At 38.8% G+C, this 15,346-nt stretch carries 21 protein-coding genes and 1 pseudogene; 6 read left to right on the top strand and 16 right to left on the bottom strand.

The window, feature by feature from the left end:
• Positions 1-91: 91 nt before the first annotated feature.
• Positions 92-283, top strand: coding sequence for a hypothetical protein (locus tag K9B36_RS12000; RefSeq protein ID WP_223702343.1), 192 nt, complete (start codon positions 92-94; stop codon positions 281-283).
• A 210-nt stretch (positions 284-493) separates the two neighbouring features.
• On the opposite strand, the pseudogene K9B36_RS11995 reads toward K9B36_RS12000, so the two are convergent.
• Positions 494-649: pseudogene (locus K9B36_RS11995) on the bottom strand (alkylphosphonate utilization protein); the annotation flags it as partial.
• A 186-nt stretch (positions 650-835) separates the two neighbouring features.
• On the opposite strand from K9B36_RS11995, the gene K9B36_RS11990 reads away from it, so the two are divergent.
• Positions 836-1,396 carry a DUF2179 domain-containing protein gene (locus tag K9B36_RS11990; RefSeq protein WP_223702342.1) on the top strand — a complete coding sequence of 187 codons (561 nt, stop codon included), beginning with the start codon at positions 836-838 and terminating at the stop codon, positions 1,394-1,396.
• A 54-nt stretch (positions 1,397-1,450) separates the two neighbouring features.
• On the opposite strand, the gene K9B36_RS11985 is transcribed toward K9B36_RS11990, so the two are convergent.
• The gene (locus tag K9B36_RS11985; RefSeq protein ID WP_223702340.1) at positions 1,451-2,062 is read right to left on the bottom strand and encodes a hypothetical protein; all 612 of its coding nucleotides are present in this window, start codon (positions 2,060-2,062) and stop codon (positions 1,451-1,453) included.
• A 184-nt stretch (positions 2,063-2,246) separates the two neighbouring features.
• Between K9B36_RS11985 and K9B36_RS11980 the strand changes: the two genes are divergently transcribed.
• Entirely contained in the window at positions 2,247-2,459 is a 213-nt protein-coding gene (locus K9B36_RS11980; RefSeq protein WP_223702338.1) for a helix-turn-helix transcriptional regulator, read from the top strand.
• Positions 2,452-3,222 (top strand): hypothetical protein, encoded by a 771-nt coding sequence (locus tag K9B36_RS11975; protein WP_223702336.1) that lies wholly within the window; start codon positions 2,452-2,454, stop codon positions 3,220-3,222. Before K9B36_RS11980 ends, K9B36_RS11975 begins: the two co-directional genes overlap by 8 nt.
• Before the next feature lie 48 nt (positions 3,223-3,270).
• On the opposite strand, the gene K9B36_RS11970 is transcribed toward K9B36_RS11975, so the two are convergent.
• The 10 genes from K9B36_RS11970 to K9B36_RS11925 all read right to left on the bottom strand — a co-directional run bounded on the left by K9B36_RS11970 (position 3,271) and on the right by K9B36_RS11925 (position 10,241).
• Positions 3,271-4,860, bottom strand: a complete 1,590-nt coding sequence (locus K9B36_RS11970) for an ATP-binding protein (protein WP_223702335.1) — start codon at positions 4,858-4,860, stop codon at positions 3,271-3,273.
• A 120-nt stretch (positions 4,861-4,980) separates the two neighbouring features.
• Positions 4,981-5,538, bottom strand: a complete 558-nt coding sequence (locus K9B36_RS11965; RefSeq protein ID WP_223702334.1) for a histidine phosphatase family protein — start codon at positions 5,536-5,538, stop codon at positions 4,981-4,983.
• 30 nt (positions 5,539-5,568) lie between these two features.
• Complete coding sequence (locus tag K9B36_RS11960) at positions 5,569-6,093, bottom strand: DUF2812 domain-containing protein (RefSeq protein ID WP_223702332.1); 525 nt, start codon at positions 6,091-6,093, stop codon at positions 5,569-5,571.
• Positions 6,083-6,427, bottom strand: a complete 345-nt coding sequence (locus K9B36_RS11955; RefSeq protein ID WP_223702330.1) for a PadR family transcriptional regulator — start codon at positions 6,425-6,427, stop codon at positions 6,083-6,085. Before K9B36_RS11955 ends, K9B36_RS11960 begins: the two co-directional genes overlap by 11 nt.
• Before the next feature lie 298 nt (positions 6,428-6,725).
• Entirely contained in the window at positions 6,726-6,875 is a 150-nt protein-coding gene (locus K9B36_RS11950) for a hypothetical protein (protein WP_223702329.1), read from the bottom strand.
• Between the two features lie 30 nt (positions 6,876-6,905).
• On the bottom strand, positions 6,906-7,691 hold the full coding sequence (locus K9B36_RS11945) for an ABC transporter permease (protein WP_223702328.1): 786 nt from the start codon (positions 7,689-7,691) through the stop codon (positions 6,906-6,908).
• On the bottom strand, positions 7,692-8,456 hold the full coding sequence (locus tag K9B36_RS11940) for an ABC transporter permease (protein WP_223702327.1): 765 nt from the start codon (positions 8,454-8,456) through the stop codon (positions 7,692-7,694).
• A 5-nt stretch (positions 8,457-8,461) separates the two neighbouring features.
• Positions 8,462-9,412, bottom strand: coding sequence for an ABC transporter ATP-binding protein (locus K9B36_RS11935; protein ID WP_223702326.1), 951 nt, complete (start codon positions 9,410-9,412; stop codon positions 8,462-8,464).
• Between the two features lie 251 nt (positions 9,413-9,663).
• Positions 9,664-9,909 carry a DUF2552 family protein gene (locus K9B36_RS11930; RefSeq protein WP_223702325.1) on the bottom strand — a complete coding sequence of 82 codons (246 nt, stop codon included), beginning with the start codon at positions 9,907-9,909 and terminating at the stop codon, positions 9,664-9,666.
• A complete protein-coding gene (locus K9B36_RS11925) occupies positions 9,906-10,241 on the bottom strand; it encodes an iron-sulfur cluster biosynthesis family protein (protein WP_223702324.1) in 336 nt (111 codons plus the stop codon). Before K9B36_RS11925 ends, K9B36_RS11930 begins: the two co-directional genes overlap by 4 nt.
• A 163-nt stretch (positions 10,242-10,404) precedes the next feature.
• Between K9B36_RS11925 and K9B36_RS11920 the strand changes: the two genes are divergently transcribed.
• Positions 10,405-10,617, top strand: coding sequence for a CDGSH iron-sulfur domain-containing protein (locus K9B36_RS11920; RefSeq protein WP_223702323.1), 213 nt, complete (start codon positions 10,405-10,407; stop codon positions 10,615-10,617).
• Between the two features lie 668 nt (positions 10,618-11,285).
• Here K9B36_RS11920 and K9B36_RS11915 read toward each other — a convergent pair.
• Positions 11,286-12,059, bottom strand: a complete 774-nt coding sequence (locus K9B36_RS11915; protein ID WP_223702321.1) for a class I SAM-dependent methyltransferase — start codon at positions 12,057-12,059, stop codon at positions 11,286-11,288.
• A gap of 257 nt (positions 12,060-12,316) precedes the next feature.
• Complete coding sequence (locus K9B36_RS11910; protein WP_223702319.1) at positions 12,317-13,150, bottom strand: SPL family radical SAM protein; 834 nt, start codon at positions 13,148-13,150, stop codon at positions 12,317-12,319.
• A 94-nt stretch (positions 13,151-13,244) separates the two neighbouring features.
• Here K9B36_RS11910 and K9B36_RS11905 point away from each other — a divergent pair, with 94 nt between their 5' ends.
• A complete protein-coding gene (locus K9B36_RS11905; protein ID WP_223702318.1) occupies positions 13,245-13,484 on the top strand; it encodes an HPr family phosphocarrier protein in 240 nt (79 codons plus the stop codon).
• Between the two features lie 101 nt (positions 13,485-13,585).
• Here K9B36_RS11905 and K9B36_RS11900 read toward each other — a convergent pair whose 3' ends face one another.
• Together K9B36_RS11900 and K9B36_RS11895 are read right to left on the bottom strand one after the other, a co-directional pair.
• Positions 13,586-13,912 carry a YolD-like family protein gene (locus K9B36_RS11900; protein WP_223702317.1) on the bottom strand — a complete coding sequence of 109 codons (327 nt, stop codon included), beginning with the start codon at positions 13,910-13,912 and terminating at the stop codon, positions 13,586-13,588.
• 13 nt (positions 13,913-13,925) lie between these two features.
• On the bottom strand, positions 13,926-15,182 hold the full coding sequence (locus K9B36_RS11895; RefSeq protein ID WP_223702316.1) for a Y-family DNA polymerase: 1,257 nt from the start codon (positions 15,180-15,182) through the stop codon (positions 13,926-13,928).
• Positions 15,183-15,346: the final 164 nt, after the last annotated feature.

Below are 15,346 nucleotides of genomic sequence, written 5' to 3'. Positions count from 1 at the left end.
TAGATATTGTACTTTCTTTGGCCTTAATCTTATGTATTGTATATTTTTACAAAAAAATACAAAGCCTAGCTATAGCAGGAGGTGAGGAAAAATGGCAAATCACAATCAACAAAGCACATCACAAAATGTAGCTAACACAATCAAAAACGGTGCTGATGTAGTTTTTGATGCAGCGCAAAATACTCTTCAAGCAACGGAAAATATTGCAATGAAAGCAGTGGACGAAACTGCCCAAGCCGTAAGTAAAACGGCAGACTCTGTAAAAAATGGTGAAGCTAAGTAAAAAGCAACACGAATAGGTAGAAGAATAAGATAAAGTTCAAGGCTGCTACAAGGGTTTTTAGACGACCCATGTAGCAGCCTATTTGTTTTAGAGAAGTTAGGTTTTGAATAAGCGGTTTAATAAATTCCGATAATTGCTATGTGTATCATCTTTCTTTTATATGCTATTTTTCACTTCCATGAAAAAAGGGCGTTTATTTTCACCACAACATTATGCCTTCTTCACAAATTCGGATTTTAATTTCATTGCTCCGAAACCGTCTATCCTGCAATCAATATTATGATCGCCTTCCACAAGACGAATGCTTTTCACCTTCGTTTCTATTTTCAATACAGAAGAGCTACCTTTTACTTTAAGATCTTTAATAGGTAGTTGGTAATTCAAAAATGACTTTTATATCCTTCTATCCTTGCATATTCTGCATAGGTTGATAAGCTTTCCACCTACCTACCACTATCAATATAATTGAAATTTCTACATCAAATGACTAGCCTCGACTACAAATACCTGTTACACTACATTAGTTGAAAATTTTAGGAAGAAGGTGAGAAAATGCTTCAAGCACTCATCATTTTCATTGCCCAACTTTTATTTGTTCCTGTCCTTACACTGAGAACAATTACGATGGTCAAGGGAATGAAAGAAAAAGCCGCAGCTCTCGGTATGCTCGAAGGAATTATCTACGTTATCGCACTTGGAATTGTTTTTAGTGATCTCTCCAACTATTTGAATATGGCTTCCTATGCGCTTGGTTTCGGTGTAGGTTTATATATCGGTCAAATTATTGAACAGAAGCTTGCAATTGGTTTCGTATCTATTGAAGTGAATATAATGAACAAAAATGAAGAATTAACTAGTAAACTTCGAAACGAAGGTTTTAGTGTTTCCACCTCTGAAGTAGAAGGAATGAATGAAGCCCGTCGATACCGACTTGATTGTACCGCTAGGCGTGATCGGGAAACGGAATTTATTAAGATTGTTAGTAGCTATGAACCTAGCGCCTTTATCGTTTCCTATGAACCTCGTAATTTCAAGGGCGGATATATTACAAAGGCTATGCGGAAAAACAAGAAAAATAAGCAAATGCAGAGCAAAGGTCAAACTTCCTCTTAACAAAAAGTCCCTAAGATTCGTTGTGAATTTTAGGGACTTTTTTAGTATCACTTTTTAATAGTGAGTGAACCCACTTATTTTATAACCTAGCCCTTCTTTTTCCAATGTAAAACGATAGGTTCGCCTTTCTTGATTATTGACTGCGTCAGCAAGTTCCCCGTTAACTACCAGTTCAAATTGATGAAAAGAACGAATAAAATCTATAATTTTCACATTCTCTATCACTTCCACTTTTGGGTATTGGTCTGCTATCGAGTTTGCAAAGACCAACCCTTCTACTAATGTAGCTTTTGCAAGTTTGGAACGCTCCATCTCTGCCATATTTTCATCAGAATATAGCTGTAGATAGTCTTCCACTTTTCCCACTCCAATTTCTCTTAACTGGTTATCGGTGTAAAAATACGGTGTAAACATCTGATAGCTAAAGAACAGGATAAGCAGGGCGCTGGAAATCAACATAATCTGATTTTTCCAGCGCTTGGTTGCCAGCCATTTATCTAATCTACCTGTAACCCAGATGGCTGCCACGATTCCTACTAAGAAAATAAACACCATTGTCATGTCATGGAAATATAAAAAATCTAAGAGATAAATATTTTTGATATAAAGATAAAATAGAAAAAAAACTGTCAAAGTTAAAAAAGTCTTATTATTAATCTCTCGCATGTTATCCCCCGTAGTTAAACACTTTATTTTTCTCTAAGCTACTTCTACTTCTCTATAGAAAATATTCTATTCTATTCTGTCATTAAATTCAATGATTTCCCAATAGCTTATTGGTAATTATTATTGACATAATGTTAATAATACATTACATTATGTATATATTACATAACAAAAGGAGGCTATTATGCTTCAGAATCGGGTTAAGGAACTGCGTGCCAGATATGGATTTTCTCAGTCTGAGCTCGGGAATCGTGTAGGAGTTACAAGACAAACAATCTCTTTCATTGAAAAAGGAGAGTTTTCACCTTCTATTACCTTGTCGCTAAGATTGGCAAAACATCTGAAAGTATCGGTAGAGGAATTATTTTGGCTAGAAGAGGAGGATATCAATGAATAACAAGGACCTGCGAGTACAATTACCACTCTGGAATATTGCTGCTTATACCAGTTTGATGATTTTTATGTTTAGTGCAGTTCGCTTTATGGATATGGCATTTAATGATTTTGAAGGTGTATTTTATTATTATTGGGAAGGTCAGACTGAAATTAAATGGGAGATGCTGCCACTCTGGTCTTTCTTTGGTGGGCTTGGTTTATTCGTTTTGATCTTAATAGCTTATTACACTAAACTAAAGCGCTATAATAAAGAGAACCCAACAAATAAATTATACCCCTTTAATCTTTTACGACCGGTCGAATTTCTTGAAGATGATGAGATGATCCGTCATGTAACAAGCAATGCTACAAAAAAGGTGTATGTTTTATACTCCCTTGCCCTTCTATTGCTTATTTTCGTAATGCTTATACCATTTCATCGTTACATTTTCATTTTCATTCTAATCCTTTTCTTAATCATAAAGAATGCAATGTACTATAGTGAGATTCGGTCCTACATTTCTGGAAATTATCGTTTTAATGAGGAAATCCCCTCTCATCAAAGGGCAAAATATGATTCGTCCCTAAGTAAAAAATTCAAGCTTGCTTTAATAATCGTAACGGTTGCTGTGCTTTTCTTGGGTGCCCTTAGGATTGTTCAGATGGAAATTAACCACCGCGCCAATATGGTCAAAATGGAAGAATGTATGGATAATGGAAATACCGTGGTAGTAAAGAATGAAGGGTTATTTTCTCTTAGCAGCGTTTCTTGTGAAGAGAACTAGATATATACTGTAAAAGGTGTTGCCCTTTAAAGCTTGAGCAGCACCTTTTTATTCATCAATGTGTATTTCGGTGTGTTGAGGTAAGATAATATCTACTACAGCTCCACCATTTTCCTCATTATATATATTCAACTCCCCTTTATGAATGTTCTCAACAATTCGTTTACAGATAATAATTCCTAATCCGTTTCCGTTTTCCTTTGTTGTTAAGAAGGGCTGTCCTACTTTACTAAGAATATGCTCTGGAAATCCATTCCCGTTATCCATAATACGGATTAGAATGTTTTTTTTATTATATGGCTCTATAACGATATTAATTTTCCCATTGTAATCGACAGCTTCTACGCTGTTTTTCACAATATTTATGAACACTTGTTTTAACTGATTTCCATCACAATAAATAGCTGGTGTGTCCTGATAGTGATGAACGATTTCGATATTTTTTACGATCGCGAAGCTTGATAGTAATACTTCAATTTCTACAAATAATTTCTGTATGTTATACAAGGATTTTTCTTGTACTGTTGGCCTTGATAGGACTAAAAATTCGTTTGTTATCTGATCTATCCGTTCAATCTCCTTAAGCATAATGGCAAGGTATGTTTCATTGAAACGATTCGCTTGGATGAGTTGAATAAAACCTTTCAATATTGTGAGCGGATTCTTAATTTCATGCGCTACTCCTGCAGCTAATTCCCCTACTACCGAAAGTTTTTCTGCATTTTGAATATAAGATTCCGTCTTTTTATATTCTGTGATATCCCGAAGCTGGATGAGGCTCCCCTCAAGAAAGGGAAAGTAATCTACCAGACAAATGATAGGACCCTTCGAGTTAGATAAGCCTACCTTCCAATCTCGTATACTTTCACCTTTTTTAAACTTCTCATGAATGGCGGTAAACGGTACCGTTTCCTGAATATAGTGATCCAGCTTTACTTCCTCTAATAGTGATTGAGCTTTTGGATTTATTTTGACAATCTTCCCGCACTTTTCAATTACCACGTACCCAGTGTTCGATTTCTCGAGGATCATTTGATTCATTTCGTTTAGATAACGGTTTCTTTCCAGTAAATTCAATTCTCTTTCAATGGAATCCACTACTGTTTCCAATGAAGCCATAATCATTGGATGGGCATAATCCAGGAATGTCATAATGGATATGGTTCCTATGATTTTATCTTGAAGATACAACGGTACACTGTAACAAGCGGTTTGATGAAGAAAATGAAAATAATGATCGGTTCCTATCGTCTGCACCGGCCGTTGGAGTTCTAACGCAGCTAGTATGGAATTCACACCGACTTTTATCCCTGAAAACTGTACACCTTTTTCTAATCCAATCTTATTAACAACTGTCTCTTGAAGACTAGCATCACCTATATATTCAATAAAATTCGCCTTATGATCGGTCACAGCAACCAATAAGGGAATCCCTTTGCTTTTACCTAGAAATTTATCCATAAAAGACCTGATAATCGCTAATGTATCTGCATATTCCTCTTGAATTCTAGTAAGTTCCTCCGGTGCTATCTTTGTAAAGACAGGGATAACATTAGGATCTAATCTATATTCCAGGCAATCTGCTCTTACTTTAGCCATGTATTCATCCAACATGTTCTTATCAATCCTTTTTACCATGTTATTTTCTCTTACCTGAAAATTATACCCCAGTTGCCCTTTTTGTGCAGTAAGTACTTATTGGTGGCATATAGTAATCCCTATTTCTACCTAAGAGGTTAACAGCACTCTTAAAAAATATTAATCTCTTTCCCATATTCTTTTTACACTTCTTAACTCTTTACCGTCAAAAATTAATTTATAGATATCTGGCATATCAAGATTTTTCCAAAAGGAGAAATCATATTGTTTATCAAAATAATTCATTATTAGCACCATTATATTGCCATGTGTACCAATTACAATGCTTTCACCTTTATAACTATCTAATAGCTTATAGATGGAGTCTATCCCTCTTTTTTGAGCAACCAGATTGGACTCTCCGCCATTCCATGAGAAGTTATAGTCCTCCCAAACTTTCATAATGGCATGCGAAAAATCTTCAGCTGGGGTGGAAGTTAAAGTGCGTTCTTTAAATCCATCTATTATTTCAACCTCTTTATCATTATATACAGCAATCTCTTCAACAGTTTGAACCGCTCTTTTATATGGACTTGAAACAACCCTATCAATTTTCTCTGATTTCAATAACCCAGCCACCTTTTTTGCATCAGCAAAACCTCTTTCAGATAATGGTCTTCCTAGTTCATCGGGTGTATAGTTAGAGTGGGCATGTCTAATTAAGAATAAGTTAGTCAATCAATTTTCAACTCCTATATTAGGAAACATTTATTTGTGATATAGCTCTTGCTCTTTTTTCAGTTTCTTTACTTTGTTGAGATATGTTAAAAATACGGGAGTCAGTATAAGCGCTGTCAACCAACTAACTGATGACAGATACAAATTAATCGTACTTAAGGTCATGTTGAACGCGCCAACAATAATATTCATTGCCCCAACTGTTCCTATCAGGGTTGCTATATTTTTATAATGCTTGATGCGCGATTCATAGTCGGAGTAAATTTCAAATGTACCCTCTTCCTTTCTTTTACGAAAGTAACCCCAGCGTAAAAAGGTGTATACACATTCCACTCCATTGTCTTCCATGAAATTTATATACTCTTTACTTTCCTGATGGTCTGCAACTTGATCTAAAAGCTGGATTCTATAGTAGTATTCTCCTTTTTTCCCCTCTTCAAAATGATAGGTTCCAAATGTATACTTTACAAAATTAAAGCCTTCTGCTGCCATTTCATTGAGCCACTTTTCTTCTTTTTCATAATCAAAGAAAAGCTTTCTTTTTTTAATTATCATTACTGTCACCTCGGATTATTTTTTGTCCATTTATAACAAGCTCTTCCAGCCTTCCCAGTTCGCTGCGGACCACTGTTTTCCCGAGCTCCGTGATTTTATATTCCTTTCGCCGGCTATCCGAGTCATTTTCAATTGGCTCTATCCAACCCTTTTCCACCATTGATTTTATGGCCCCATAGAGCGTTCCCGGTCCCAGCTGAACTCTATCTCTGCTTATTTCTTTTACATACTGGATGATTGCATAACCGTGCATGGATTGATGAAGCGCAAGCAAAATATAATAGATTGCTTCCGTTAACGGTATGTGTTCGTTGCTTTCGTTCTTTTGTGGCATAAAAATTCCTCCTAAAGCCATAACGATCAGGTTATAGTATATCGCCTCACGATATAACGTAAGCTGATTGTATCAACACCCGATATAGTTGTCAATAGATTAATAACACACTTCCCCTGCTAATTAACGACCTCTTTTTCAGGAATGGAAATTTAGCGTGCACTATCCTAACAATGATTATTATAGTTAACATTTTCTTTCTGTTTGCTACGTTCAAAAACCCAGATCCTAAAGGAACTGGGTTTACAATCTTCATTCTACTATCACTCCACAGATGCTACATTTTACACTATTATCCTTATTCAAGACTTTCATCCATAAGTCTACCTGCAATCATACCTAACAACACATTTGTAACTACAAGGTAGCCCGGAGCGTCTAAGAATACCGTTATAACTCCCGCTAAGAATGCATATATCAAGGGACTGAAACGAATAAAAAGACCCATTCTCTTCCCCCTTTCATAGTAGTCCTGCTTTTACACATTTTTAAATAATGCTCCTTGTTTTCTTGCTAGTCTCTCCATCATGGTGACTAAAAATAGTGCCAGGACAAAATAGCTTGCTCCAAGTAACAACTCTCTTCCAAGCAATGGTAGAATGGCATATGGTTCTAATTGATAGATCGACCGTATTGCTTCGATACTATGCGTTAGTGGCAAAATTCTTGCGATGGATTCAAGCGGACCAGGTAGTAATGCCACCGAAAAGTTCACTCCGCACAACACTTGGAAAATTGCCATTACGAGGTTCAAGAATAAGTTAACGTTAGAGAACAGTAAACTGATGCAAGCAAATAGTAAAGAAAAGCTCAGCAAAGAAAACAACGTAACTACAAGTAGTATAAAAAGACTTCCTACTTGTTCCAATGGGATGGCAATCTGGAATAGAAATCTGGCAATCGTTAATCCTGCCACGAATACAAATAGTCCATCTAAAAATGGAACCATTGCCTTTCTTGTGATGATGGCAAATGTGGATGTGGGTGATGCAATATTTAACTCCAGTGTCCCAAATCGCCGTTCCAAGCGGAACATCGTCATGAAATTAATCATCATCGTTTGTCCTGTATAGTACACAATATTTCCAAGCACTACATAGGACAAATACTCTGGTCCCGCTATGGCACTAGCTAAAGTTGCGAAAAAGAGATAATGCATAAACGGGTCTACTATGCGGAATAAAAGGAATAACTTCAGGGTTTGGAATGAATACAGGGCTTTGTAGGACAAGTAGGTAAATCCGAACTTATTTATAAGCAGCAATTATATCGCCCCCAAGCTTCCGTGTTTCCGTAACACCATTTCGATTTTTTTAATGATTAATACGGAAAGGATAAAGTAAATCGTACTGACTCCTAGTGATATGATCATCGAAGAATACATCTGAGGTGAGAGAGTTAGTGTTTCATAGACTGATTTAATTCCCCATGTCATGGGTACTAAGTAGGCCAGACCTTTTAAAAACAGTGGCATGGTGTCGACCGGAATAAAGACTCCGCATAGGAGGAGAGCCGGCGTCAGTATCAGATTCTGATAATCAAAGACATTCTGAAAAGCGACAAACACAATTGCAAGTATCATCCCCACAACACTTAAAGAAACCAGCAGTACAAGAACAGATAGAAAGAATAACCCGAAATTGTCAATTCCAATAGGCAGTTGAAAGATGAACCGAGCATAGGTAAAGCTAAGTATCATTGATATGAGTGCAATAAAGGCATTGCTAATTACTTTTGTTAAAATAATCTGGAACAATGAGGTCGGGGCTGCAATCAGCAGTTTCAGCGTATCGCTCCATTTTTGTGAAATCAATGCCGATCCTGACGAATAAAGAACATAGCTCCACATACTGATTAATGCGGATGCGACCACAAATTTCTCGACATTCACATCGTCCCGCATTTGCTTTAAAAAGTACACAATTGCCAAGAACATCAGTGGCTGAAAGAAAAGAAGAAACTGATACATTTTATTAGTGAAGTTAGTAAAATAACGAATTTCCCTAACTAGTAGACTTACAAAACTCATCCCACTCACCCTACATCCTTCATGTGATGAACATAGGCTTCTTCAAGAGAAATATCTCTCTTTTCAATTTTAATTACCTCGCCGTAGCCATTTAGATAGGTTGTAAGCTTCTCCTGATTTGCTGCATCTTCTTCAACTTGGAAGCTTACAGAATAGTAAGGCGCCTTAATTTCCTGCACATTAACTTGCTGAAGGAATTCTTCTTGCTCCAATTTGCTAATGTCATAGACTTGCATCGTTGCTTCAAATAACTTTAGGTGACTGCAACTTTCTTTAATGTCGGCCGGTTCACCGATTAAACTAATTGCTCCATTCTTGATAAAGGCGATCCGATCGCAGAGCTCGTCCGCTTCTTGCATGTAATGAGTTGTGAGGATGACTGTTATTCCCTTTTGCGCTAATTCCTTGACAATGTCGCGAAGCAACCTCGCCCCAATGGGATCCAAACCAATTGTTGGTTCGTCTAGAAAGATAATTTTCGGTTCATTAATCAGACATCTTGCAATATGCAGTCGCTGCACCATCCCTTTCGAATATGTATGTATTTTTTGGTTTTTTGCATCCTTCAAGCCGACTAATGAGAGAAGCTGTTGGATCAGGTCTTTTTGGTTTTTATTTGGGATTTTATAAAGTGTGCAAAAATAATGCATATATTCGCATGCGGTCAGCCTTCCGTAGACCCCACGTTCCCCTCCATATACAAAATTAATTTTGTCTCTTATCTTTGCGCTTTCTTTCACCACATCATAACCGAGCACTGCTGCTTTGCCTGATGTCGGCAACAGCAAAGTCGTAAGGATTTTGATGGTTGTAGTCTTCCCTGCCCCATTTGGTCCAAGTAGACCGAAGACCTCCCCTTCATATACGTCAAAAGAAACCCGCTCCAACGCTATTTTTGTGGAACCTTTCATTTTATAGGTTCGGCATAAATCCGTCACTTCTATTATTTTGTTCATCCCTTAGCTCCTTTTCAGAAAATTATACTAATTCATTATAGACAAGTTTGAAGATAATGTAAATAATTGGTTTTGCTTAATTCTAAAGAGATGCTTTTTCACGACGGGATGATTTTATTCGACGCGATTGAGTACGTTTTTTGTTGGCTGTTGGGTAATTGGGATACCTCTCGTCCCCCATCTGACTTCCTCTAAAACCAAACAAAAAAGCCGAAGAATAAATTCTCCGACTTAACTGTAAAAGACCCTCATTAACCTAGCACATCTGTAATTTCATTCATGTTTTCCGTAATCCATATGACTGCGGTATCCAGATCTTCAAACTCCTGTACTTCAAAGGTAACTTCATCCTGCAGTAGCCAAACATCCTTATCCTCATGATTGATACCACCGATGGACCAGTGAAGTAGGCTGTATGGATGGTTATTGTTTAGAAACGACGCCCAGGTTTTGGATTGTGCCATATTTCTTAAAATATTTATCTTGTTGCTACTCATTTTGTTCCCTCCACCACTAGCAAGGACATACGAGGGTTTAAAATTTGGCTTGGACATTTCAACATGTAGGTATTTGCACTCTCTACGAAATCCACCGTCATGTCTTCATCAAAAAAAAGCAGCTTGGATTTTTCCATCAGCAATGGTCCGACATTCGTTTCGAGTGTCACATCATCCTGCTCTTTGTCCGGTGTAATCCATAATGCAGATACGCCGCTCACCACACATCCGCAACCTTCTGTATCATATTTTAGCTTCAACCATTTTCCTTCTTGGTTTTGAAGCTTTGCTTGTACTCTTTGTGCCGCTCTCTCTGTAAACGTTACTTTCACGCTTCACGCCTCCACCTGTATAATAGTTAGCCTGATTGTATCATATTTTCTTTTATTATATAACTAGATGACATCAGGACAGCTTCTGAAGTCGAAAGTAGTTGTAAAGTTGGGTATTAATAGATACGATACTAATAGATGAATGTGAAGGAGGGATTTACCAATGTCAAAAGTTCAAATTAAGGTTATGGATAATGGTGCTTTTCGCGTTACAGGAGATGTAGAACTAATTGATGTAGATGGCAACAAATTTGAAACCAAGCAGGCGTTTTCTTTATGCCGCTGCGGGCTTTCCCAAAAGCTGCCTTTTTGCGATGCATCACATAAAGGAAATTTTGAATCCTGTGTTCGCGCTACACAAGTACTGAACGATTAGGGTTGTGTAGCCTCGTTATATCCTTTAGCAGCCACCTTGTAAGGTTTTAGTGTAAAGGCTCTGCTAAAGGATAATGATGCTTTTCCCGCTGATATTGGAGCAAAAGGCGGAGGCGTAGACTCCGACTTAGTGTAAGTGGCAGGCTGGAACCCCTCTGAAGAACAGGATCCACCCCCGCCCGGCGTGTCGCTGCGCTTTTTGCGAAAATCGAAGTGTACGCACGATGCACGATACTAATCTCACTAGTCTATCCACCCTACCATCCTTCCTCAGCACAGAGAAAGGATGGTTCTTTTTTGAAGCTCTTACTTAAGGATTGTGTATTAATTCCATAAAAATCGGATAAAATCCAGTTGGTGTTAGATGAATCACGAAAGTTGTTAGATAAACTCCAGATGGTGTTAGATGAACACCTAAAATCTCCATTAATAATTCATACTGTCCCCAGTTTGGTACTTAAATAGCTGTATTTCCACCTATTTGTTTAGTAAAAGGGCAAACCTTCCCCCTTTTCGCCTAAAAATATTAGTTATAAGGGCTTAGAAATCATTTTCATAAAGGCTATGTTATAGATAGTGTTAATAATTGTGCTACTCCAGCGGGAGATCCACAGTGCTAGCCAAACCCATATATTTTAATGGGTTTTTTCCAAACTCCTTATACCCTCTTTATCTATCTTTCTTGCTTTTAGCAGCAACCGCTTCAAATGTAATAACCTGATTTGCCGTTGTTGGATACTCACCAAATTTATAATCGGCTGAAATTACTATATCTTCAAATCCAGTCTGCTCTAACACCATTTTAAACTCCTCCACACCATACCATCGTAATGTAAATGGTTCTAATTCAGTCTGAATGAGTGCACCATTACGCCATTTTTCATATCGTCCATGAGATCTGGTGTGCTGATTAACATGATCGATTTCGACATTGCTACTTTGTAAAGTGATGGTATCTCCGTTCTCACAGGTCCACGTTCTTGTAGAAACTTCTCCAACCTTGAATCCTGATTCCAGAAAAATATCTACTATCAAACGACCTCCATCCTCAAGATGGTGGTAAAAATTTTTAAGTGCCTGGATGGATTTCTCTCTGTTATACAGTAAAAGGAATGTTCCAGTTGGGACGATAATTGCCTCAAATTTCTGATCGATAGAGAAATTCTCCATTTCTCCTAGAAAGATATTCGGCTGCAGATTTCTTTTTTCGCAGTTGGCACGGCATAGCTCCAGCATATCCTCTGAAATATCAAACCCTACTACATCGAACCCTTTTTGCAAAAGCGGAATAAGTATACGGCCTGTACCTGTTGCCGGTTCCAAAATAAGGCCATCACATCCAGCGAGTCTTTCTATGTAGTACTCCACATCTCCAAAAGAATGACCGATCGGCTTGTCGATATCATATACTTCTGACGATAACTTACTATAAAAATTCAACAAACTCTTTCCCCCTAATTCTGCAATCTTACTATCAGAAATGTCCCCTTAAGTGTTTCTCTATAAAGAGCAACTCATTGGACCTGAACACAGATATCCTACATATGGAAAATCATTGTTCCGGTTAGCCTTCCCCCTTTCTTTATTGTATTTTCTACACCACCTAGTAATTTTCCTTTTCTTGCTTTGCGAAGTTTTAGAGTTGGTATCCTGGAAGTTGAAAACCGATAAAGAGCATTGAGTGTTCTCTAGGAGAACACTCAATGCTCTTTATTTGGTGGCATGAATCCTTCTGGGCTTAATATTAGCTGATCTTCAGGAAATACTTCTCTTAATTTCATCCATACTCGCTCTTGTACATTTCCTGCATACCATTGTTCTTTCTCAGGCCCTTCATAGCGCTCTCCTATTTTTAAGCGATTTGTTCTTTTGCCTCCGCTTCCGTCTCCTGTAAAATCATCCACGCATATCCGGTCCACCAGCTGGGCAAGCTTGCTCGGGAATGCATCGGAAAAAGGCAGTGCTGGTGCGATGGCCACCTGTACTGGAATGCCCTGTTCTCGCAACTGTCCTACTGCTTTTAGCCTTGCGGGAATGGGAGGTGCTGCTGGGGAAAAACGCTTTCGCACCTCATCCAGATCTGTTTCTATCGTCATGCTTACCATCACCTTATCTCCCAGCCTTGCAAGCAGATCAATATCTCTTGTCACTAAGGGACTTCTTGTTTGCACAAAAAGAAAATCCGGTTTGACGTCGGCCATTACTTCCAACACTGCTCGAGTTACCTGTTCCTTATGTTCCACAGGCTGGTACGGATCTGTACTAGATGACATAAAAATCGTTATCGGCTTCCCTTTTTTTCTCAACAAAAGCAGCTCTTTCTCCAGCTTCTCTTTTACTCCCCTTTTTATATCCACCCATGTTCCCCATTCTTGTTTTCGGAACAAGCCAACAGGGCTCTGCCTTACATAACAATAAGAACATCCAAAGGCGCAACCAATATAGGGATTCAGCGAATGGGTGTATCCTTCTAGAAAGCCACTTGCAGGTGTTAATATTTTTTGAGGTGTTTTTTCCATTACTTCTATCTTCATTTGCTGTTCCTCTCTTTTTTATTGTTAATTTCCACTTGTTGTTTCCAAATTTTTCTCTATACTAAAAGTATAACTAGATAAAGGAGTCGATCTTATGGAACTTAAAGTATTAAAACCAATTTTTGCAGAATCTGCGAGCAGCCTAGTTAATACAACCAGTTCTTACCCTGGAACTGTATTATTCAAAAAAGGACATTGGGTAGTGGACGCGAAAAGCCTTCTTGGTGTGCTGGCGCTTGCACTTCAACCAGGTCAAGAGGTAGAAGTTACTTCTGATGAAGGCGAAGAAGTCTTTGCAGCTATTCTTGAGCTAGGTTACTTCGAAAAAAAATAACAAAAGAGGTCAATTTGAATTAAAATTTCTCTGCTTACCATCCTTTCCCTATGTGGAAGGATGGTTTTTTCATAAAGCTGTTTTCGTCTACGAAAACAGCTTTATGAAATATCCAGGATATCATCTACATCCAGATAACTCGCCTCTCCAAACTTATCCACCACATGCAGACGTCGTTGATAAGCATCCAAATGATGAACTTCCCCTACAAAAAGATGGTATCTTCTTTTCTCGTAGTAGGTGATGGTTACTTCCTTACCCGTTTCCATGGCCTCGCAAAACTGTTCATTCATTTCTTCGAGCTGCTGTTCGTCCAACTCAGGCTTTGTTTCGTATAGGTCTTCCTTTGTCCAATCCCGTAGCATTTTTACATGCTCTGGCAGCATCATGGATGTCCATTTGATGGTTCCTCGGTCCCGTATCGCCATTGCTGCACCTCCTTTATGCTTTATGTCCGCCAACCAGTCTGCTTCGATGCTTGGCTGTTCCTGCATTGGTATAGGATACGGCCCGCAGCAGCGCATTTGATCCATGCTTTCCGCGTATTCGATCCATCACATAGCCAAGCTGCCTTTTCTTTGGCCGTTCGAGTTCAAATAAGCTAAGCTGCATCTCGCTATCGTCTACAATATTGGAAAGAGACACAGCTATTTTTCGTACCGTTTTCTTCTCGTAGTTTTCTGCAAACAATTCCAAGCAGGTATGATACAAATCCATTGTAATATTAGTCGGTCGTTCCATCGTTCTTGAACGATAAAAGCCTCCACCCAATTCATCTCGGCTGTAGCCAATTCCAAGGCTTATCGTTCGTCCTGCTTTCCGGTGATGCCGGGTTCGTCTTGCCACCTCTTCACAAATCTCCAAAAGCACATGCTGAACCTCTTTTGGGTCGGTATAATCCCGCATGAGAATCTGGCTCTTACCGAAGCTGACCTGCCCCTGAATAATCGGCGCGCCAAGCTCAGATAGATCGATGCCCCAAGCATGGTGATAGAGCTGATTGCCCATCACACCGAACTTTTTCTCAAGAAGCTCAAGCGGATATTTTGCAAGCTGTCCGACATTGAAGATTCCCATTCGATTGAGTGTCTTTTCCACTCTTGAACCGATTCCCCACATTTCCCGTAATGGTGATACAGACCATAGTTTTGTTTTGACATCCTCGTAGGTCCACTCGGCGATGCCCTTTTTTTTCGCATCTAAATCCAGACAGAGCTTGGACAGGAGCATATTGGGTCCGATTCCAATGGCGCATGGCAGCTGAAATTCCCGCACCATATCCTCTCTTATCTTTTGCGCAATAATGGTCGCACCCCCCCAAATGCCTTCTACACCATCCACTTGGATAAAGCTCTCATCTACGCTATACGTGTGAATTGCATTCTTTGGAGCATACCGGTTAAAAAGCCGGGTTATTTCTGTTGAAATTCTTAGATAGGTTTGCATCTGGGGATTTACGACATGAATGCGCGGGTCGTTCGGAATTTCGAATCGGCGGGAGCCTGTTCTAATTCCGAATTCTTTTTTTAGCTGAGGGGAAGCGGCAAGCACCACACTTCCCTGTCTCTCTGTATCTCCAACCACCGCCAAATAGCATGTGAGCGGGTCGAGTCCCATCATGACAGCCGAGCAGCTGGCATAAAAGCTCTTCATATCTACGCATAATATCTTGTTGTTTGGCATCTTGCTGTAATCCATCTCCACGAGGAGCACCCCTCAAAACCGAAAGTATGTTCGTATAAATAGTATATACCCAATAATAAGCGAATATACGTTCTGTTTCAATGGTAATTATCGTATTATTTTCGACATCTTTCCTAGGGTAGAGAGAAATCCTTTATAATAAAGGAATAATGAGGTGA

This window comes from Sutcliffiella deserti (assembly GCF_020037475.1).
GTDB classification, from domain to species: Bacteria; Bacillota; Bacilli; order Bacillales; family Bacillaceae_I; genus Sutcliffiella_A; species Sutcliffiella_A deserti.
This window is presented reverse-complemented; position numbering and strand designations above follow the sequence as displayed.